This is a genomic window from Alteromonas sp. CI.11.F.A3 (assembly GCF_032925565.1).
In the GTDB taxonomy this organism is placed as follows: Bacteria; Pseudomonadota; Gammaproteobacteria; order Enterobacterales; family Alteromonadaceae; genus Alteromonas.
This window is the reverse complement of sequence record NZ_CP136708.1, coordinates 3,729,070-3,749,396: the sequence shown is the minus strand read 5'-3', so window position 1 is coordinate 3,749,396 and position 20,327 is coordinate 3,729,070. Positions and strand designations below refer to the sequence as shown.

The window sequence follows — 20,327 nt, the reverse complement described above, 5'->3', positions numbered from 1 at the left end:
TCATATCAAAAGCATATGATAGTGCAACAATACGAAACGTATTGAGAGGGGCGATAACGCCCCTTTTACCTAACCGAATTTATATTTATTGCTGAGGAATTGAAAAATGGCAGTGACTGCAGCACTAGTTAAAGAACTGCGCGAGCGTACAGGCGCAGGTATGCTGGATTGTAAGAAAGCCCTGGTTGAAACGGATGGCGACATTGAGCTAGCCATTGAAAACATGCGTAAATCAGGCCAAGCGAAAGCAGCTAAAAAAGCAGGCCGTATCGCAGCTGAAGGTGTAATCCTTACTAAAGTTCAAGACGGTCGTGCGACTATGCTTGAAATCAACTGTGAAACAGATTTCGTAGCACGTGACGAAGGTTTCCTTAAGTTTGGTAACGAGTTGCTAGAAATAGCAGCAGCGAACAACATCAACGATATCGACACGTTGAATGCGTCTGAACTTAACGGTGCTAAAGTAAGCGACGTTCGCGACACATTAGTAGCGAAAATCGGTGAAAACATCTCTCCTCGTCGCGTTATTAACGTGGAAGGCGATACATTGGGTGCATACGTGCACGGCGGTCGTATCGGCGTAATCTCAATTCTTACTGGTGGCAGCGAAGAGTTGGCTAAAGACATTGCAATGCACGTTGCAGCGGCTAGCCCTCAGTTCGTTAAGCCTGAAAATGTTCCAGCTGAAGTTGTTGAGAAAGAGAAAGAAATCCAAATCGGTATTGCAATGCAGTCTGGTAAGCCAGCTGATATCGCAGAGAAGATGGTTGCAGGCCGCATGAAGAAGTTTACTGGTGAAGTAAGCTTGACTGGTCAGCCTTTCGTTAAAGATCCTTCAATCAGCGTTGCTGAGTTGCTTAAAAACAACTCTGCTGATGTTGTTAACTTCGTACGTTTCGAAGTGGGTGAAGGTATCGAGAAGAAAACTGAAGACTTCGCAGCAGAAGTTGCAGCACAAATGGAAGCGGCCAAGAAATAATTGGGCGTTTATCTTTTGCATTGTGCTAATGTCAGATAAACTACAAGGCACCTCTTCGGAGGTGCTTTTTTATAGCTAGTACCCGCGAGTTACCGTTTTGCTAGGATAATTTAATTCGCAGAGCGGTAAAATCTTTAAACGTTTACGAAAGCATTTTGTCCTATTCTTTTTACCTGCGAAGGCAGTGTGCAAACAATAGAAAAGCATAAGACAAAATGGGTTTACGAGGACATATCGAATAATGAGTATCACACCGAAATCAGCATATCGACGCATTCTGTTAAAGCTAAGTGGCGAAGCCCTTATGGGCGAAGAAGGCTTTGGCATCGATCCTAAAGTACTTGACCGTATGGCCCAAGAAATCAAAGAACTTGTTGAACTAGGTGTTCAAGTAGGTTTGGTTATTGGTGGCGGTAACTTGTTCCGCGGCGAAGGGCTTGCAAAAGCTGGCATGAACCGCGTTGTAGGCGACCACATGGGTATGCTAGCTACCGTAATGAACGGCTTAGCCATGCGTGATGCTCTGCATCGTGCCTTTGTTAATGCGCGTATGATGTCAGCTATTCCGTTAAATGGCGTGTGCGATGCTTACAACTGGGCAGAAGCAATTAGCTTATTAAAATCTGGCCGCGTGGTTATCTTTTCAGCGGGCACAGGCAATCCTTTTTTCACAACCGATTCAGCCGCATGTCTACGCGGAATCGAAATCGAAGCCGATGCCGTACTAAAAGCCACAAAAGTTGATGGCGTTTATAGCGATGATCCAGTTAAGAACCCAGACGCTACTTTATATGATCAACTTTCTTATCAAGAAGTACTTGAGAAAGAACTTAAAGTGATGGACCTGTCAGCGTTCACACTTGCTAGAGATCACAGCCTACCTATTCGTGTATTTAACATGAACGAAGCAGGTTGTTTGAAACGTGTTGTTATGGGTGAGCAAGTTGGCACCCTAATTTGTCACGCTGACAATAGTTAATTAAGAAAATAGGAAATATAACGTGATTGATGAAATTGAATTAGATGCGCAAGAGCGTATGGATAAAAGCATCAGTGCACTTAAAGGCCAGTTTAGCAAAATTCGCACAGGCCGTGCTCATCCAAGCTTATTAGATGGCATTATGGTACCTTACTACGGTACAGATACACCGCTTAAGCAAGTGGCTAACGTCATTGCGGAAGATAGCCGTACATTAGCACTGACTGTTTTTGATAAAAGTGCTATTCAAGCTGTTGAAAAAGCCATTATGCAGGCAGATTTGGGATTAAACCCAATGAGCGCTGGTGGTTCTATTCGTATTCCACTTCCTCCGCTTACCGAAGAGCGTCGTAAAGATCTTATTCGCGTAGTGCGCAATGAAGCAGAAAACGGTCGAGTTTCAATTCGAAACATCCGCCGCGATGCCAACAGCGACGTAAAAGAATTACTTAAAGAGAAAGAAATCAGCGAAGATGAAAGCCGCGCAGCGGAAGAAAATATTCAGTCTTTAACGAATGACTTCATTAAGAAAGTTGACGGCATGCTTGCTGTTAAAGAAAAAGAACTGATGGAAGTGTAACAAGTATTATGATTGGGAAGCGGTCAAACGCAGCCAAAACGACTGATACAGTAGGGCCAGCATCTGTTGCTGGCCCTAAACATGTTGCCATCATTATGGATGGCAATGGTCGTTGGGCGCAAAAGAAAGGGAAAATTCGTACTTTCGGGCACAAGGCAGGTGTTGAGTCTGTTCGAGCAGTGGTACGCTTTGCTCGTCAAACTGGTATTGAGTCTTTAACCTTGTTCGCTTTTTCAAGTGAAAACTGGAAGCGACCTGAAGAAGAAGTCAGTGTATTGATGGAACTGTTCAATTTAGTATTAAACAGTGAAGCCAAACGACTCCATAAAAATGGCGTTCGCTTAAAAGTTATAGGCGATTTAAGCGCTTTTGATAGCAAGTTAGTTGGAAAAATCCGCAAAGCGGAAGAAATGACTTCTGGCAATAACGATCTTGTCCTTAATATTGCAGCCAATTACGGCGGCAGATGGGACATTGTTAATGCCGCGAAAGAAGTGGCTGAAAAAGTTAAGCAAGGCGAAATGTCACTTCAAGACATTAATGAGGAAGTTTTTAATCAACATACCTCTACAGCAAGCCTTCCTGAACTCGATCTTCTTATACGCACAGGTGGTGAACACCGAATCAGCAACTTTTTATTATGGCAGTGTGCGTACGCCGAATTATATTTTACCGATGTGCTATGGCCAGACTTCAATGAAGATGTTTTTCAATTAGCCGTAGATGATTTTAATGTTCGCCAACGACGATTCGGTCTTACCGGTGAACAAATTGATACTGCCAGCAGCTAACTCTATGCAGGCAGGCATCAGGGCAGGCCTGAGCACAGGAGCCGAGAGCCAATTATGCTAAAACAAAGAATAATAACAGCGTTAATTCTCGCGCCTTTGGCGCTATTTTCCATACTGTTTCTGCCTATCTTCTGGTTTGAAATTGCGATTTCCGGTGTGGTTGCCATAGGGGCTTATGAATGGGCTAATATGTCCGGCATATGTGAGCGCCCTAAAAAAATACTCTTTATGGCAGCAGCATTCGCTATCTGCATCAGCTTATCTTTTATTGTCGATACCAGCGTTATTTGGTATCAAGGCCAGCTTCACGATTTATATCACGGTATTTTAGGTGTAGCGGTAGTGTGGTGGATAGTGTCTCTATTCATGGTATTAGCCTATCCTAAATATACTAAGTTTTGGCGTGAAAGCCGCAGTGTACGTACCGTGTTCGGCCTACTGACATTAATTCCAACTTGGGTGGCGGTGATTGCCCTTCGTACCAGTTTGCACGATGTCGACCCCTTTTATGGCGCATCACTTATCTTCTACGTGTTAGGTATTGTGTGGGCGGCAGATATAGGTGCTTTCTTCGTTGGCGTTAAATTTGGTCGCCATAAGCTCCGTCCTAATGTTTCTCCGGGTAAAAGCTTAGAAGGTCTTTTAGGTGGCATCGCTGCTTCATTTGCCATTATCGCTTTTGCTGCATTGCACTACCAAGTTGAGCCTTCTCGTATTTGGTTACACCTCATTATTGGTGGCGTTACCGTAGCGGTTTCAGCATTAGGTGACCTAAACGAAAGCATGCTAAAACGCTGCGCTGGCATTAAAGACAGTGGAAAAATCTTGCCTGGACACGGCGGGGTTTTAGACAGAATAGATAGCTTAACCGCTGCATTCCCAGTCTTTGCATTCTGTTATGTAACGTGGATGGCGTGATGCAAACCGTTACTGTTTTAGGGGCAACCGGCTCTATTGGTTGCAATACCCTCGATGTTATTAATCGCCACCCTGAAAAATATCGCACCTTTGCTATCACCGGCAATGGTCAGCTTGAATTGCTTATGCAGCAAGCGCAAAAGTGTTCTCCTCGATTCGTTGTGGTAGCTGATGAAACTAGGTACAAAGAGGCTTGTGCGCTGGCGACAGAATACAACATTTCCGCTGAAATACTTTGCGGCGCTAAAGCATTAGAAGACGTATCTTGTGCAGCCGAAGTCGATACCGTGATGGCAGCCATAGTAGGGGCGGCAGGTTTGCTTCCCACATTAGCGGCAGTGAAAGCGGGCAAAAAGGTTTTACTAGCAAATAAAGAAGCGCTAGTGATGTCTGGTGCGTTATTTATTGATGCTGCTACACAAAGCGGTGCTGAAATTTTACCTATAGACAGTGAGCATAACGCTATCTTTCAATGCCTCCCTCAAGGCTACGAGTATGGGGAATTAGAAAAGTCGGGTATTAGCAAGATTTTGCTAACAGGCTCAGGAGGTCCCTTCAGGGAACGCGATTTAAGTTCCTTCAATGCTATTACGATTGATGAAGCGAGTAGCCACCCTAACTGGTCTATGGGGCGTAAAATCACGATAGATTCGGCCACTATGATGAACAAAGGGCTTGAGTTTATTGAAGCTTGCTGGTTATTTGGTGCATCGCCAGACGACATTCAAGTAGTGGTTCATCCACAAAGTTTTATTCATTCAATGGTGCAATATATAGATGGTTCGGTTATTGCGCAGCTGGGTAATCCAGACATGCGTACACCAATCGCCTATGGCCTTGCCTATCCTTCTCGTATTGATGCTGGTGTGAAGCCGTTAGATTTTTCTGATATGGCCAACTTTAGTTTTGAAACGCCATGTTTCACGCGCTATCCAAATTTGAAGCTTGCTATTGAGGCATGCCGAGAAGGGCAAGCAGCCACCACCCGTTTAAATGCGGCTAATGAAATAGCGGTTGCCTCTTTCCTAGAGGGAAAAATAGGGTTTATGGATATAGCGGTGGTTAATGAAGAAACCCTAAACAAAATGGAACCGGTAACCGTTTCATCTATCCAACAAATCCTTGAACAGGATACTGCTGCCCGCGAGGTTGCAGGCCAAGTCATTAGAGGTAAGTTCACGTGTTAGGATTTTTATGGAGCTTAGGTGCATTTATTGTCGCGCTAGGTATTTTAGTGGCGGTACATGAGTGGGGCCACTTCTATATAGCGCGGCGCTGCGGTGTGCAAGTTGAGCGTTTTTCTATTGGTTTTGGCAAGCCGCTTTGGCGTAAAACCAGTAAAACAGGCACTGAGTACGTGATTGCTATGATCCCGCTTGGTGGCTATGTACGCATGCTTGATGGGCGTATCGATGATGTGCCCCCAGAATTAGAACACAAAGCGTTTAACCATAAGCCGGTATTACAGCGCATGGCCATTATTTTTGCTGGGCCTGGCGTGAATTTTATTTTTGCTGTGTTTGCATTGTGGTTGATGTACTTAGTAGGGCTTCAAACCGTAAAACCCGTTATTGGCAATATTGAGCCTGAAAGTATTGCAGCTCAAGCTGGTATTGAGAAAGGCGATGAAGTCATTAAAGTAGGCTCCCGTAGTACCCCAGACTGGGAAGCGGTGAACCTTGAAGTGGTGTCTTATATTGGTCAAGAATCAGCGTTAGTGACGGTCTTGACCCAAGATAAAACAGAAAAAGAAGTAACATTTACACTTGAGGGTTGGAACTTTGACCCTGATAGCGAGTCTCCTTTAAGCAGTCTAGGAATAACCCCTTTTCGCCCTAATCCAACTTTAGAAGTGGGTTTTGTTGGAGAGGGCAGTGCAGCACAAGAGGCTGGTTTGCAGCCAGGTGATAAGTTACTCGCTTTAAACGGTGATGAATTAACCACATGGCAGGCCTTAGTTGATGTGATTGTTGCAAGCCCCGGAGCTTCGGTTGTATTGTCGATTGAAAGGGATGGACAACCCCAGCAACTGCGTGCAACGATAGCGCGCCGCGATACACCAGAAGGGCAAACTGGGTATTTAGGGGTTAGCCCAACGTTTGAAGCTTGGCCTGAAGGGTATGTGTTTACCCATCAATATGGCATAGTAGAGGCAGTTGGAAGAGCGCTAGACAAAACGTGGCGCTTAATGACACTCAGTGTTGAGATGATAGGCAAATTGGTTACCGGCGATGTGTCGGTGAAAAATTTAAGTGGGCCTATATCCATCGCTCAAGGAGCAGGAACCAGTGCCGGTTACGGCTTGGCTTACTTTTTGAGCTTTCTTGCCTTAATCAGTGTTAATTTAGGCATAATTAATTTACTACCCTTGCCCATGCTAGATGGTGGTCACCTGATGTTTTACATCGTGGAATGGCTTACCGGCAAGCCTGTGCCTGATGCGGTACAGGAGTGGGGTTACAGAATCGGTGGCGTGCTTCTGTTTATGATAATGGGTATCGCTATTATGAACGATATTGCTCGCATAGCCTGATGAAAGTCAGGAAACATAAAACAGCTAACATAAAACGCGGCCAGGAAAAGAAAAATAGATGAAGTTAAAACAGTTAGTAGCAGCCGGAGCCATTTTTTCCAGTGCTAGCTTTGCCAATGCTGCGGCGCAGAATAGTGAATTCGTTGTAGAAGACATTCGAGTAGAAGGTCTACAGCGAGTTGCACTAGGTGCAGCCTTAACCTATTTGCCAGTTCAGGTTGGTGATGAGCTAAATACCTTCCGGGTAACTCAGCTTATCCGTTCTCTGTACTCATCAACGCATTTCGAAAATGTCGAAATTCTGCGTGACGGCAACACATTGGTAGTACGCGTAGCCGAACGCCCCACAATAAGTAACATTATTTTTGAGGGCAACGATGATATTAAAGATGAGCAACTCCAAGAAAGCTTAGACGGCAATGGCGTACGATTAGGTGAGCCTTTAGATAAGACCGTTCTAACGTCAATCGAAAACGGCTTGAAAGATTTCTTTTACAGCATTGGTAAATATAACGCTGACGTTACAGCGATTATTACCCCGCTTCCTCGAAATCGTGTCGATTTGAAATTACTTTTCGAAGAAGGTGACGCGGCTAAAATTCAACAGATCAACATCGTTGGTAATGAGATTTTTACTGATGCTGAGTTGATGGATCAGTTTGAGTTGCAGTTCGATACACCATGGTGGGATTTCTTGTCGGAAACTCGCTATCAGCAACAAACGTTGCAAGGTGATATGGAATCACTACGTAACCACTATTTAGATCGTGGTTACCTTCGCTTCAATGTAGATTCTACGCAAGTATCTATGACCCCTGAAAAGTCGGGCATTTACGTTGCAATGAACGTAAGTGAAGGCGAGCAATACACTATTTCAGAAGTGGAACTAGTGGGTGATGTGCTTGGGCATGAAGAATATATTCAGCGTGTACTACCACTTACGCCAGGTGAGCTTTATAACCAAGCTGAAGTGACTTACACAGAAGAGTTTATTAGTAAGTACCTTGGGCGATTTGGTTATGCTTATCCAACCGTGACAACAGTACCAAACATCAACGATGAAGATAAAACGGTTAAGCTGACACTGTCAGTTGACCCTGGCAAACGTATCTACGTTAAACGTATTAAGTTCAACGGTAACGTGGTTACTGCTGATAACGTGTTACGTCAGAACGTAAGCCAGATGGAAGGTACATGGTTATCAAATAACTTACTTGAGTCATCCAAGAACCAATTATCTCGTTTGACGTATATGGAAGAGGTTGAGTTTGAAACCATTCGAATTCCAGGCCAAGACGATCAAGTAGACGTTAACTTCAACGTTAAAGAGCAACCTTCTGGTTCATTTAACGCAGGTATCGGTTACGGTGACCAAACCAAGTTAAGCCTTCAAGCGGGTATCCAGCAAGATAACTTCCTGGGTACAGGTAAGCGTGTAGGCTTGAACTTAAGTACGGTTTCTTATCAACGTTCAGCACAAATCACGTATAACGACCCGTATTTTACTATTGATGGCATAAGCTTAGGTGGTTCACTAGGGTATAGTGAATTTGATGGCTCAGACTTTAACGTTATCCAGTACAACTCTAAGCAGTGGTCTGTAGGTGCAAATGTCGGTTATCCGATAAATGAATTTAACCGAATCAACTTCGGGCTAACGTACAGCAACGTAGAGCTTTATAACCGTGGTTATTATGAGCAAACGGAACAGTTTTATAACCAGTTCCTTGACGGAGATGATCCTGATGCGCCCATTAAATACCATAGCTATCTTGCCAGCGTAAGTTGGAGTCGTAGTACATTAAACCGTGGTTTATTCCCTACGGCTGGCTCGTCACAGCGTGCCTCATTTAGTATCACTACACCTAATTCAGATGTGAACTACTTCAAAACCTTGTTTGATGGGAAGTGGTATTTCCCACTGTCTAGAAATCAGCGTTGGTCAGTACTTGCAAGAATTAGATTGGGTTACGGTAACGGCTATGGTGATGTAGATGGTAACGAGCAAATATTGCCATTTACCGAAAACTTTACCGCAGGTGGTTCGGATTCACTTCGTGGATTTGAAAACAACACCGTAGGCCCGCGTGGTATCATTCGCTCACCAAGTGGCTCTTTAACCGGCCCTGATGGCGAAGTGTACCCAACCGACCCTATTGATGATGTAATTACATTATCAAGCCGCAGCCTTGGTGGTAACGCGATGGCATTAGGTGGTCTTGAGTTAATTGTTCCCACACCTTTTGTGGAAGCAGATATGGATAACTCGGTACGAACCAGTCTATTTGTGGATGTGGGCAACGTGTGGGATACTGAGTTCGATTACGACCAATACAAAGACTTTAGTCAATCTAGTACTCAGTATGGTTCATTGATAGACTATTCTGATTGGTCACTGTATCGTAGTTCTGCTGGTATTTCGGTACAATGGATTTCACCAATGGGACCGATGGTATTTAGCTTCTCAAGAGCTATTCAAGAACGTGATGGTGATGATGCTAAATTCTTCACCTTTAATATCGGTCAAACATTCTAAAATATTAAACGGGGCCCTAGGCACCCAGATAAAAAGATGGATAAAAGGAGTTCCTTTTGAAACAGTTGGTTAAACATATTGTTGCAGGTGCAATGCTTGGTAGCGCACTAGTTAGTACTTCTGTAATGGCAGAGCAAAAAATTGCTGTTGTTGATGTTCAGGGCATTTTTCAAGCTATGCCTCAGGCTGCTGAAATCCAAAACGCCATTCAGGTGGAGTTTAAAGACCGCATCGAAGAAGTTAATCAACTTCAACGTGATGGTCAGTTCTTCGCAGAACGTCTTCAACGCGACGCAGCAACAATGAGCGCTCAAGAAAAGAAAGAACTTGAGCAAAAAATGTTGGCTGTACGTGAAGAGTTAGCAGAAAAAGCGCAACCGCTTAAGCAAAACATTCAGCGTCGTAGCAACGAAGAACAAAACAAATTATTCAGCCTTATCAAGCAAGCAATTGATTCAGTTGCCGCTAAACAAGGTTATGACATTGTACTTAACGCAACGGCAACGCCTTTCGTAAAAGAACAATACGACATGTCAGAGCAAGTATTAGAGCAGGTTAGCAAAGTAAACTAAGGCAGTAATGCTTACAGTTTGTCGCTAATTTCAACAGACCAACGCCCGAAAGGGGTTGGTCTGATTTGTTTTTTGCGCCTAACAGCGTATGGTTGCCGCCGTTTTAGTAATTTACGGCGAGTTTGTGACCATGAAACAGTTTTTAGGTCATGCTTGCACTATAGGAGATAGTTTTTGACCACTTCACTCAATACCATAGAAATCCAGGAAATTCTGTCGTTACTTCCTCACAGATACCCGTTCCTGTTGGTTGATCGAGTAACAGACTACGTTCTGGGTGAATCAATTAAAGCATATAAAAATATCACTTTTAACGAGCCTTGCTTTACCGGGCACTTCCCAGGCCGCCCTATATTTCCAGGCGTGCTGATTCTAGAAGCCATGGCACAAGCCGCGGGCGTTCTTGGTTTTAAGACCATGGGCCAAAATGATAAATTGTATTTATATGCAGGAATTGACAACGCTCGATTTAAGCGTCCTGTTGTACCTGGAGACAAACTAGAGTTTGATGTTGCCTTAGTAAAAGAAAGACGGGGCATCTGGAAGTTTAAAGGTGTTGCAACTGTTGATGGCGAAAATGTATGTGTTGCAGAGTTTATGTGTGCAATGAGAGAGATGACCTAACGTGATCCATCCTACTGCGGTAATTTCAGATAAAGCATCTATTGGCGAAAACGTCACTATTGGTCCATTTTGTGTGATTGATGATGATGTGACGATTGGCGATGGCTGTGTATTGAAGTCTCATGTGGTCGTTCGCGGCACCACCCGCATTGGCAAGAATAATACTTTCTATCAATTTTCATCTATTGGTGAAGATTGCCAAGACAAAAAATATGCTGGTGAACCCACAAATCTAATTATTGGTGATGACAACGAGTTCCGTGAAGGCGTAACTGTGCATCGTGGCACCATTCAAGATAACAGTGAAACTATTATTGGTTCACGATGCTTGTTTATGGTGAATTCACACATTGCCCATGATTGCGTGTTAGGGAATGACATTATTTTAGCCAATAATGTGGCTGTTGCTGGGCATGTTCACATTGATGATTTCGTTATTGTGGGCGGTGCGGTTGGCATTCACCAATTTTGTAAAGTGGGTGCACATGCGTTCTTAGGTGCCGGCGGTATTATTCTTCGCGATACGCCTCCTTTTGTGATGGTGAGCGGCACTAAAAATATTCCTCAGGGCATCAACTCTGAAGGTTTGCGACGTCGTGGTTTCGATAAAGATGAAATAATGGCCATCAAACGTGCTTATAAAGTCATTTACCGTGAAGGTAATACGGTGGCTGAAGCGGTAGAGATTCTTTCTTCGCAAGAAGCAGGTTCTAACGGTGTTGCACTAATGACTGCGTTTCTAAAGAACGCAGAGCGCGGCATCATCAGATAATATGAGCCCGCTATCATGAGTAAACCTTTGCGTATCGCCATGGTGGCAGGCGAGCCATCAGGCGATGTACTCGCAGCTGGTATGGTTGGCGAATTAAAACGCCTATACCCTGATGCAATTATTGAGGGGATAGGCGGGCCTAATATGCAGGCTCAAGGTTTTCATAGTTTATTTGATATGGAAACCTTATCTGTAATGGGCTTAGTTGAAGTACTGTCCCATCTACCCGCTATTTTAAAAGTCAAAAAAGCGCTGCTCGCATACTTCTCTGAAAACCCGCCTGATATTTTTGTTGGCATAGATGCCCCTGATTTTAATCTACGGGTAGAAAAAGAACTTAAATCGAAGGGTATTAAAACCATTCATTACGTTAGCCCGACTATTTGGGCGTGGCGTGAAAAGCGGGTGCATAAAATTGCGAAGGCCGCAGGCCGAGTGCTGGGTTTATTCCCTTTCGAGCAGCAAGTTTATGACAAGTACGATGTGCCCTATACCTTTGTTGGTCACACTATGGCAGATAGCATAGCGCTAACGCCTGACCAACAAGCGTCTCGCAAAACACTCAATCTACCTATCGATAAAGCAGTTTTGGCGGTACTACCAGGTTCTCGTCGTGGTGAAGTCGATACGCTTCTGCCTATTTTTATTGAGACGATGGAAAAAATTGCCGCGCAAAGACCGGATATTGAATTTGTGATCCCCGCTGCCAATGCGCATCGTCTAGAACAAATTAATAGCATGTTGAACGAGGCTAACAACGCAACTCAAAGGCTACCTATTCACGTTACTGAGGGGACGTCTCGCTACGCCATGATTGCCAGTGATGTCATATTGCTCGCCTCAGGCACGGCTACATTAGAAGCCATGCTGTGTAAACGGCCTATGGTAGTGGCGTATAAGCTTTCGCCAATAACCTACAAAATTATGCAGCGTTTGTATAAAGCGCCTTTTTTCGCCTTACCCAATTTATTGGCTAATGAAGCGTTGGTACCGGAACTGCTTCAAGACGACGTCAACCCTGACACATTAAGCCAGCAAGCCCTAACTTATTTTGGCAGTGACAACACTGACTTAATTTCCCGTTTCACCGACCTCCACCATACGCTAAAATGCAATGCTGATAAAACAGCAGCACAAGCTGTAGTGGAGGAATTGTTTGCATAAGTTAATAGCCGGCGTAGATGAAGTTGGTAGAGGCCCACTTGTTGGGGATGTGGTAACCGCCGCCGTTATACTCGACCCTGCCAACCCCATAGTAGGGTTAACCGACTCTAAAAAGCTCAGCGAAAAAAAACGGGTAGCGTTAGCCGCTGAAATTAAAGCGAAAGCGCTTTATTGGCATATAGGGCGCGCCACACCAGAAGAAATCGACACCCTTAATATTCTCCATGCTACCATGTTAGCAATGAAGCGTGCTGTGGAAGGTTTAGCGGTAACGCCAGACTTTGTTCGGGTTGATGGCAATCGCTTACCTGATTGGGCTTACGCTGCAGAAGCTGTGGTTAAAGGCGATAGCTTACACGCTGAAATTTCTGCCGCATCCATCATTGCCAAAGTAGAACGTGATAACGATATGCTGGCACTGGATGAATTGCATCCTGAATATGGTTTTGCTGGCCATAAAGGTTATCCTACAAAAGCGCATTTTGAAGCACTCGCCACCCATGGCGTGATTGATGGTTATCGCAAAAGCTTTAAACCAGTTAAGGCACTACTACAAGAGATTCAATAATTATGTCCTCGCCTTTTATTCATTTACGCGTACACAGCGATTATTCCATGATGGATGGGCTTAATAAGGTTAAGCCCATACTTGGCAAAGTGTCTGAGTACAACATGCCTGCTGTGGCGATTACCGACCAAATGAATATGTGTGGTTTGGTAAAGTTTTATTCTGGTGCACATGGGCTTGGCATTAAACCTATTATTGGTACCGATTTCTGGGTGACCAATGAAGCCTTTGGCGATGAGCCGTTCCGTCTTACCTTGCTTGCGATGAATAACGAGGGCTATAAGAACATTACGGTTCTTATTTCTAAAGCCTACTTGCGAGGTCACGTTGCGCATAGAGCAGTTATCGATCAAGATTGGCTTATTGAACATGCTGAAGGCGTAATCATACTTTCCGGTGCTCAGTTAGGTGATGTTGGCGTAGCCCTGACTAAAAACAACACCAGCTTGTTGGCAGAATCGTTGGCCTTCTATAAAACCCATTTCCAAGACCGTTTTTATCTTGAGCTTATTCGCACTGGTCGCCCTGGTGAAGAAGATTACTTACACCGCGCGGTAGAATGTGCCGAGCGAGAAGGCTTGCCAGTAGTAGCAACCAATGAAGTGTGCTTCATTAATAAAGAAGGTTACGACGCGCACGAAATACGAGTGTGTATTCATGATGGCTACACCCTAGATGATACTCGCCGTCCTAAACGATACAGCGACCAGCAATATCTTCGTACCAGCGAAGAAATGGTGGAGCTCTTCAGTGATATCCCTGAGGCCATAGAAAATACGGTTGAAATCGCTAAGCGATGCAACGTTACAGTACGATTAGACGAATACTTTTTGCCCCAGTTTCCTACTGGTGGCATGACCACTGAAGATTTCTTGGTCAAAGTGTCGGAAGAAGGACTTGAGCGCCGGTTAGCGTTTCTGTTTCCTGATGAGCAAGTACGTGCAGAAAAACGCCCCGAGTACGATGACAGGCTCCGTATCGAGTTAGAAGTAATCAACCAAATGGGTTTCCCTGGCTACTTCCTTATCGTAATGGAATTCATCCAGTGGAGTAAGGATAACAACATTCCAGTAGGCCCTGGTCGTGGTTCTGGTGCGGGCTCTTTAGTGGCTTATGCATTAGATATTACCGACCTTGATCCCCTTGAATTCGACTTGCTCTTCGAACGATTCCTTAACCCTGAGCGGGTATCAATGCCGGATTTCGATGTCGATTTCTGTATGGATAGACGTGATGAAGTTATCGATCACGTGGCTGAACTTTATGGCCGTCAGGCGGTATCGCAGATTATTACCTTTGGTACCATGGCGGCAAAAGCCGTGGTGCGCGATGTGGGCCGTGTACTAGGTCACCCTTACGGTTTTGTCGATCGTATTTCAAAGCTTATTCCACCTGACCCAGGCATGACCCTTGAAAAAGCGTTTGCCGCCGAGCCTCGTTTACCCGAAGTGTACGACCAAGACGAAGAGGTTAAAGACCTTATCGACATGGCGCATATTTTAGAAGGGGTAACGCGAAATGCCGGTAAACATGCTGGTGGTGTAGTTATTGCGCCAACCACTATTACCGATTTTGCGCCGCTATACTGCGACGATGAAGGTAATAACCCGGTTACTCAATTCGATAAAAACGATGTTGAAACTGCAGGGCTGGTTAAGTTCGACTTCCTGGGGTTACGTACCCTAACCATTATCCAGTGGGCCATTGATATGGTGAAGGAAGGGAAGGGTATCGACATTGATATCACCTCTATTCCTTTAGCGGATGCAAAAAGCTTCCGCACTCTGCTAAATGCAGAAACTACCGCGGTGTTCCAGTTGGAATCTCGCGGTATGAAAGAGCTAATAAAACGCCTTAAGCCAGATAGCTTTGAAGATATTATCGCCTTGGTAGCCTTGTTTAGACCGGGACCTTTGCAATCGGGCATGGTAGATAACTTCATCGACCGTAAGCATGGCCGTGAAGCTATTTCTTATCCCGATGCTGAATACCAGCACGAATGCTTGCAAGAAATTCTAGAGCCTACCTACGGCATTATCTTGTACCAAGAACAGGTAATGCAGATTGCGCAGGAAATGGCGGGCTACTCCCTAGGTGGCGCCGATTTGTTACGTCGTGCTATGGGTAAGAAAAAGCCAGAAGAAATGGCTAAGCAACGTGGCGCGTTTGCTGAAGGGTCGAAGAACAACAACATCGACCCAGATTTGGCAATGAAAATTTTCGACTTGGTAGAAAAATTCGCCGGCTACGGGTTTAACAAATCTCACTCTGCTGCTTACGCCCTGGTGTCTTATCAAACCTTATGGTTAAAAGCCCATTATCCTGCTGAATTCATGGCCGCGGTAATGTCGGCCGATATGGATAATACCGATAAAATTGTTACCTTGGTTGATGAATGCAGTCGAATGGGTCTTGAGTTATTGCCCCCAGACTTAAATGCGGGTAAGCATAAATTCACCGTCGATGAGAAAGGCAGAATTGTATACGGTATTGGCGCTATTAAAGGGGTAGGTGAAGGTCCCATTGAAGCCATTATCGAAGCCAGAGAAAACCAAGGTGCGTTTAAAGATTTGTTCGATTTTTGTGCAAAAATTGATATTAAGCGTGTTAATAAACGAGTGCTGGAAAAACTAGTACTCGCGGGTGCGCTGGATAATCTAGGCCCTCACCGGGCTGCACTCATGGCATCTTTACCCGATGCTATCGCAGCTGCGGGGCAGCACGCTAAAGCGGAATCGTTTGGACAGTCAGACATGTTTGGTTTGCTAACCACTGAGCCTGATGAAGTAGAACAAGCTTTTGCTGATGTGCCACTATGGCCAGAAAAAGTATGGTTAGAAGGTGAAAAAGATACCTTAGGTTTATACCTTACAGGTCATCCTATAAACCAATACGTCGAAGAAATTAGGCATTACACTGATGGAAGGCTGGTCGACTTAAAACCCACAGGCAAAGAACAAATGGCAAATGCTGTTGGCTTAGTGCTTGGGGTTAGGGTAATGACCAATAAGCGAGGAAGACGTTGGGCTATTGTCACACTTGATGATAAAAGTGCGCGAATAGACGCTCGTTTTTTCCCAGATACCTTCGAACAGTATGAATCTATGCTAGAAACTGACAGAATATTGCTCATAAAGGGACAGGTCAGCTTTGATGATTTCTCTGGGGGCAATACAATCACCGCCCGTGATGTAATGGACATTGTTCAGGCACGGGAGAAAAACGCGAGAGCATTGGCGTTAAATGTTGAAACCCAGTTGCTTGAACCGAAAAAGATTAATCAAATGCAATCTATCTTGCAGGCCTATAAAGGCGGAAGTTGTCCGGTGCATTTATTAGTAACGCATCCCGATGCAGAAGCACTAATTACGTGTGGTGCAAGGTGGTTCGTTACACCAGAAGATCAACTTTTGCACGATCTCAAGCAATGTTTGGGAGAAAAAGCCGTTTCAATCCTCTACCATTAGTGGGTAGAGTTCGATAGATTGACTATCTCGCGTTGGCATTGACAAGCGCAGTACGAATAGGACATACAATGAGTATACAGTTTTTGGACTTTGAACAGCCGATAGCCGAATTAGAAGCAAAAATTGAAGAGCTTAGGTTAGTGAATCAAGGCGGTGAATTCGATGTTGGTATTGAAGAAGATATTAACAAGCTGCGCGGTAAAAGCGCAGAGCTAACAAAAAAGATTTTTTCTGACTTAGGCGCGTGGCAAGTATCGCAACTTGCCCGTCACCCTATGCGCCCTTATACGCTAGACTACATCCCGCGTATTTTTACCGACTTTGACGAGTTGGCAGGTGATAGAGCTTTCGCTGATGACAAAGCCATTCTTGGCGGACCAGCTATGTTAGATGGCCAACCTGTGATGGTGATTGGGCATCAAAAAGGGCGCGACACCAACGAAAAAATTAAGCGTAACTTTGGTATGCCTAAACCTGAAGGTTACCGTAAAGCACTGCGTTTGATGAAAATGGCAGAGCGTTTCAATTTGCCAATCATTACTTTCATCGATACGCCAGGGGCTTACCCAGGTGTGGGCGCGGAAGAGCGCGGACAAAGTGAAGCCATTGCGAAAAACTTGTTTGAAATGGCTGAACTTACGGTGCCAATTATTTGTACCGTTATTGGTGAAGGTGGTTCAGGCGGCGCGCTTGCGATTGGTGTTGGCGATCGTGTGAACATGCTGCAATATTCAACTTACTCGGTTATTTCCCCTGAAGGTTGTGCGTCTATTTTGTGGAAAAGTGCAGAAAAAGCGCCATTAGCCGCAGAAGCAATGGGTGTAAGTGCAGGCCAGATTAAAGAGCTTGGGCTTATTAATAGTATTGTTGAAGAGCCACTAGGTGGCGCTCATCGTGACCACACTAGCATGGCTGCGAACTTAAAAGCGGTACTTAAACAGCAGTTGAGTCAACTTAAAACCTTAGACACGGCTGACTTAATGGAAGAACGTTATCAACGTCTTATGTCTTTCGGCTACTGCTAGGTAAACGCAGAAAGCTAGAAGAAACTAGTACAGTGAGTGTATAGAATGGGCATAGCAAGTGAGTGAGATTGTAAATCACATCTGTGAGTCTATCACTACCTCACTTGCTAACACATCATTTGAAGCGCCACCTCTTCTCGTTGTTGCTTACAGCGGAGGGGTGGATTCCTCCTTACTGCTGCATGTCCTGCATGCCTTTCGCGAGCAAACTTCTACGGCTGTCCACGCCGTTCATGTACACCATGGGTTGAGCGATAATGCCGATACGTGGCTACGCCATTGCCAATCTGAATGTGACAAATTAACAATTCCGCTTAACCATTATCACGTCGCCGTTGATAATGGCGCTCGTAAGAGCCTTGAATCTGAAGCCAGAGACGCCCGCTATAAGGTGCTACATGAGTTTTGCCATGCGAACAATGGCGTGCTTCTTTTAGGTCAACATGCTGAAGATCAGCTAGAAACCGTACTGTTGCAGTTAAAGCGCGGTGCGGGGCCACAAGGGCTGTCAGGCATGGGAGCGCAACAATGGCGAAATGGGGTACTTACCCTTCGTCCCATGTTAGCACTTCAGAAAACCGATATTGTTGATGCCGCGAATCGCCTTGATTTGCAGTGGGTCAATGATGAGTCAAATGCCGATGATCGCTATGATCGTAATTTCCTTCGCAATCAGATTGTCCCAGCGTTATCTGAGCGATGGCCTCAATTGTCAAAAACTGCACTAAGAAGTGCCCAGCTATGTGCCGAGCAAACGGCCTTAGTAACAGAGCAGGCTGAAATATATCTTAGTCAGTGCTTAGTGACAGATACTCAGTTAAAAGGCGCTGAGCTGCTTACCTTGTCTAAAAACTGGCAACGAGCCGTATTGCGCCAATGGTTTTCAAAGCAATCGGTGTTGCATCCCTCTCAAGCACAATTAGCGCAAATAGAAAATATGCTATTGGCGAAACAAGATGCTGCGCCTGAAGTGTCGTTTTCTTGGGGAAAAGTAGCAAGGTTTAATAGCGACCTTTATTGGTTATTAAAACTAAACAGCCAGATACCGCATAGCCTTGATGTAAAAGATAGCGTCGACACCGAATTGTTTTGGTTGAGAGAACCCCTAACGCTAAGAGTGACGAATAAGCTATCGGGCGCAGTAACCATTAAAATGGGCGTGAAGGGACTACGTGTAAAGCCAAAAGGCGCACAGGTATCGAAGATACTTAAAGATTGGTTTAAACAGTGGAAGGTTCCTACGTGGGAAAGAGCCGAGGCGCCTATACTCTTTTTAGATGAAGAGGCGGTGGCGTTGGTAGTAAATCGAAAAGTCGTTATCTTGGAAACCATGCCACCGACGTTAGCTGTTGAAATAGTGGGTGTAGACTAAAGTCTATCTTTGTGAGTAATAAGGTGTCGGAGCCGGAAAATATTTGCCAGTGGGCAAAAGTAAGCTGTTACTTCATGGCAGCCGTGCCAAAAGATGCTTACTTACTTAGATATATTTATTATACCTAATATACGTAAGAGGTGTCCTCTCTACGCTGCAATAACCACTGTGGTACTAGCGTTATTTTTACTGAAGCACTGTCGCTAATTTCCGCCAACATTATTAAAAACGCTCATAGTGAAAAAACGCTCACAGTTAAAAAACGCTACGCAGGATACTTGATTCACTAAACCTATATGAGCGGGTGGTTTAAGCGGCTAAGTAGCTATTTTTACCAGATTGCTTCACTTTGTATAACGCAGCATCGGCGCGGTCAAAAAGCTTACCGGTATCGTCACCCTCACGGTAAATAGCGCCACCTAAACTGCACGATACATTCATGCGTCTTAAATAACTTGATTGGTTAATACTAAGCTGAATACGCGATGCGGCACATTCTAACTGAAATTGTGTTTGGCAATCTAAAAGGCAGCAGAACTCGTCGCCACCAAATCGAAATGCTTCATCTTCATCTCTTAGTACGTGTTGTAACTGAGACGCTACATGGACTAAAACATTATCACCTTCTCGGTGACCGTGGCCATCATTAACCGATTTGAAATTATCTAAGTCTATGACAAGTAATGAAAAGCCTTCCTCGTGACGCTGAGCCCACCCTAACTGACGTACTAGTGCCTGATCGAAGCCTGAGCGATTTCCCAAGCCAGTTAGCACGTCTTTAGTCGTCATCTGGTGTAGGCGTAAAAAAGATTGTGCTTGAGCGACTTGTTTAGCAAATAGTTCATGAAGTTGCTCTAGTGCATTTCGTTCAGAGAGGGAAAGCGGTACTGCGAAATAATAATGCGCAGTTGCGAGTTTACCTTTCTGAGAGGTAACACCTGGCAATGGTATCGCCACAAGTGTTGACGATAGTTTGGCATTTCCGTATACCCAACGGGTGTCTAAATCCGATAAGCTTAAACCGGCCAATGAGAAAAAACCATTCAATTGGCGAAAGTAAATTTCACCAAGCTTTTCCAATTCCAGCGTAGACAAAATCTCGCTGATGAAGGAGGTTATTTCACTGGCAGATAACGCCTGACCCGTGCTAGCAGGAGGATAAAAATTGTCATGTTGTGTGCTATCGTAGATAGTAGTAGAGAAATCCACGGAAATGCCCCTTTAGCAATACGGAAAAATATACATAAGTGGAAAGTGTCAAAATTTGCCGCTTATGCTAATTTGTTAATAGGTATTAGCAAGCTTAATGCCAATTCCTGCAATATTGCTTTGCGATATAGGCTAATAAAAATGTAGGGTTGCTAGGGCTGCTGTAATACTTTGAAGTTCAGTCGTATTTTAATTCAGGTGAGCGCAAATTTTAATCAGCGTGGAACATTGAAGCCTC

Annotated in this window: 17 protein-coding genes; 16 read left to right on the top strand and 1 reads right to left on the bottom strand. The window is 44.5% G+C overall.

Annotated elements, in window-relative coordinates; all coding sequences use genetic code 11:
• The first annotated feature begins 106 nt into the window (after positions 1 to 106).
• From tsf to tilS, 16 genes are all read left to right on the top strand, one after another.
• Entirely contained in the window at positions 107 to 979 is an 873-nt protein-coding gene (tsf, locus tag R1T43_RS16130) for a translation elongation factor Ts (RefSeq protein WP_013785188.1), read from the top strand.
• 241 nt (positions 980 to 1,220) lie between these two features.
• On the top strand, positions 1,221 to 1,958 hold the full coding sequence (gene pyrH, locus R1T43_RS16125) for a UMP kinase (RefSeq protein WP_013785187.1): 738 nt from the start codon (positions 1,221 to 1,223) through the stop codon (positions 1,956 to 1,958).
• Positions 1,959 to 1,980: 22 nt separating this feature from the next.
• Positions 1,981 to 2,538, top strand: a complete 558-nt coding sequence (gene frr, locus R1T43_RS16120; protein WP_013785186.1) for a ribosome recycling factor — start codon at positions 1,981 to 1,983, stop codon at positions 2,536 to 2,538.
• Positions 2,539 to 2,546: 8 nt separating this feature from the next.
• A complete protein-coding gene (gene uppS / locus R1T43_RS16115) occupies positions 2,547 to 3,329 on the top strand; it encodes a polyprenyl diphosphate synthase (protein ID WP_211069716.1) in 783 nt (260 codons plus the stop codon).
• Positions 3,330 to 3,383: 54 nt separating this feature from the next.
• Entirely contained in the window at positions 3,384 to 4,247 is an 864-nt protein-coding gene (locus R1T43_RS16110) for a phosphatidate cytidylyltransferase (protein WP_057793430.1), read from the top strand.
• Entirely contained in the window at positions 4,247 to 5,434 is a 1,188-nt protein-coding gene (ispC, locus tag R1T43_RS16105; protein WP_317350351.1) for a 1-deoxy-D-xylulose-5-phosphate reductoisomerase, read from the top strand. The genes R1T43_RS16110 and ispC overlap by 1 nt, the downstream gene beginning before the upstream one ends.
• Positions 5,428 to 6,780 (top strand): sigma E protease regulator RseP, encoded by a 1,353-nt coding sequence (gene rseP, locus R1T43_RS16100; RefSeq protein ID WP_317350350.1) that lies wholly within the window; start codon positions 5,428 to 5,430, stop codon positions 6,778 to 6,780. Before ispC ends, rseP begins: the two co-directional genes overlap by 7 nt.
• A 58-nt stretch (positions 6,781 to 6,838) precedes the next feature.
• Entirely contained in the window at positions 6,839 to 9,316 is a 2,478-nt protein-coding gene (bamA, locus tag R1T43_RS16095; protein ID WP_317350349.1) for an outer membrane protein assembly factor BamA, read from the top strand.
• Positions 9,317 to 9,372: 56 nt separating this feature from the next.
• The gene (locus R1T43_RS16090; protein WP_013785180.1) at positions 9,373 to 9,888 is read left to right on the top strand and encodes an OmpH family outer membrane protein; all 516 of its coding nucleotides are present in this window, start codon (positions 9,373 to 9,375) and stop codon (positions 9,886 to 9,888) included.
• A gap of 174 nt (positions 9,889 to 10,062) precedes the next feature.
• On the top strand, positions 10,063 to 10,512 hold the full coding sequence (fabZ, locus tag R1T43_RS16085) for a 3-hydroxyacyl-ACP dehydratase FabZ (protein ID WP_013785179.1): 450 nt from the start codon (positions 10,063 to 10,065) through the stop codon (positions 10,510 to 10,512).
• 1 nt (position 10,513) lies between these two features.
• The gene (lpxA, locus tag R1T43_RS16080) at positions 10,514 to 11,284 is read left to right on the top strand and encodes an acyl-ACP--UDP-N-acetylglucosamine O-acyltransferase (protein WP_211069713.1); all 771 of its coding nucleotides are present in this window, start codon (positions 10,514 to 10,516) and stop codon (positions 11,282 to 11,284) included.
• A gap of 15 nt (positions 11,285 to 11,299) precedes the next feature.
• Positions 11,300 to 12,448, top strand: coding sequence for a lipid-A-disaccharide synthase (gene lpxB, locus R1T43_RS16075; RefSeq protein WP_317350348.1), 1,149 nt, complete (start codon positions 11,300 to 11,302; stop codon positions 12,446 to 12,448).
• The gene (gene rnhB / locus R1T43_RS16070; RefSeq protein WP_317350347.1) at positions 12,441 to 13,016 is read left to right on the top strand and encodes a ribonuclease HII; all 576 of its coding nucleotides are present in this window, start codon (positions 12,441 to 12,443) and stop codon (positions 13,014 to 13,016) included. Before lpxB ends, rnhB begins: the two co-directional genes overlap by 8 nt.
• Before the next feature lie 2 nt (positions 13,017 to 13,018).
• Positions 13,019 to 16,483, top strand: a complete 3,465-nt coding sequence (dnaE, locus tag R1T43_RS16065) for a DNA polymerase III subunit alpha (RefSeq protein ID WP_317350346.1) — start codon at positions 13,019 to 13,021, stop codon at positions 16,481 to 16,483.
• 68 nt (positions 16,484 to 16,551) lie between these two features.
• The gene (gene accA, locus R1T43_RS16060; RefSeq protein ID WP_211069709.1) at positions 16,552 to 17,508 is read left to right on the top strand and encodes an acetyl-CoA carboxylase carboxyl transferase subunit alpha; all 957 of its coding nucleotides are present in this window, start codon (positions 16,552 to 16,554) and stop codon (positions 17,506 to 17,508) included.
• Between the two features lie 58 nt (positions 17,509 to 17,566).
• Positions 17,567 to 18,880 carry a tRNA lysidine(34) synthetase TilS gene (gene tilS / locus R1T43_RS16055; protein ID WP_317350345.1) on the top strand — a complete coding sequence of 438 codons (1,314 nt, stop codon included), beginning with the start codon at positions 17,567 to 17,569 and terminating at the stop codon, positions 18,878 to 18,880.
• A 309-nt stretch (positions 18,881 to 19,189) separates the two neighbouring features.
• Here tilS and R1T43_RS16050 read toward each other — a convergent pair whose 3' ends face one another.
• On the bottom strand, positions 19,190 to 20,089 hold the full coding sequence (locus tag R1T43_RS16050) for a GGDEF domain-containing protein (protein WP_211069707.1): 900 nt from the start codon (positions 20,087 to 20,089) through the stop codon (positions 19,190 to 19,192).
• Positions 20,090 to 20,327 lie beyond the last annotated feature (238 nt).

Bases quoted from the DNA above. Each gene is read 5' to 3' on its own strand.
- ispC (WP_317350351.1), top strand. From the start codon at position 4,247: ATGCAAACCGTTACTGTTTTAGGGGCAACCGGCTCTATTGGTTGCAAT.
- pyrH (WP_013785187.1), top strand. From the start codon at position 1,221: ATGAGTATCACACCGAAATCAGCATATCGACGCATTCTGTTAAAGCTA.
- bamA (WP_317350349.1), top strand. From the start codon at position 6,839: ATGAAGTTAAAACAGTTAGTAGCAGCCGGAGCCATTTTTTCCAGTGCT.
- tsf (WP_013785188.1), top strand. From the start codon at position 107: ATGGCAGTGACTGCAGCACTAGTTAAAGAACTGCGCGAGCGTACAGGC.
- dnaE (WP_317350346.1), top strand. From the start codon at position 13,019: ATGTCCTCGCCTTTTATTCATTTACGCGTACACAGCGATTATTCCATG.
- uppS (WP_211069716.1), top strand. From the start codon at position 2,547: ATGATTGGGAAGCGGTCAAACGCAGCCAAAACGACTGATACAGTAGGG.
- R1T43_RS16110 (WP_057793430.1), top strand. From the start codon at position 3,384: ATGCTAAAACAAAGAATAATAACAGCGTTAATTCTCGCGCCTTTGGCG.
- lpxB (WP_317350348.1), top strand. From the start codon at position 11,300: ATGAGTAAACCTTTGCGTATCGCCATGGTGGCAGGCGAGCCATCAGGC.
- accA (WP_211069709.1), top strand. From the start codon at position 16,552: ATGAGTATACAGTTTTTGGACTTTGAACAGCCGATAGCCGAATTAGAA.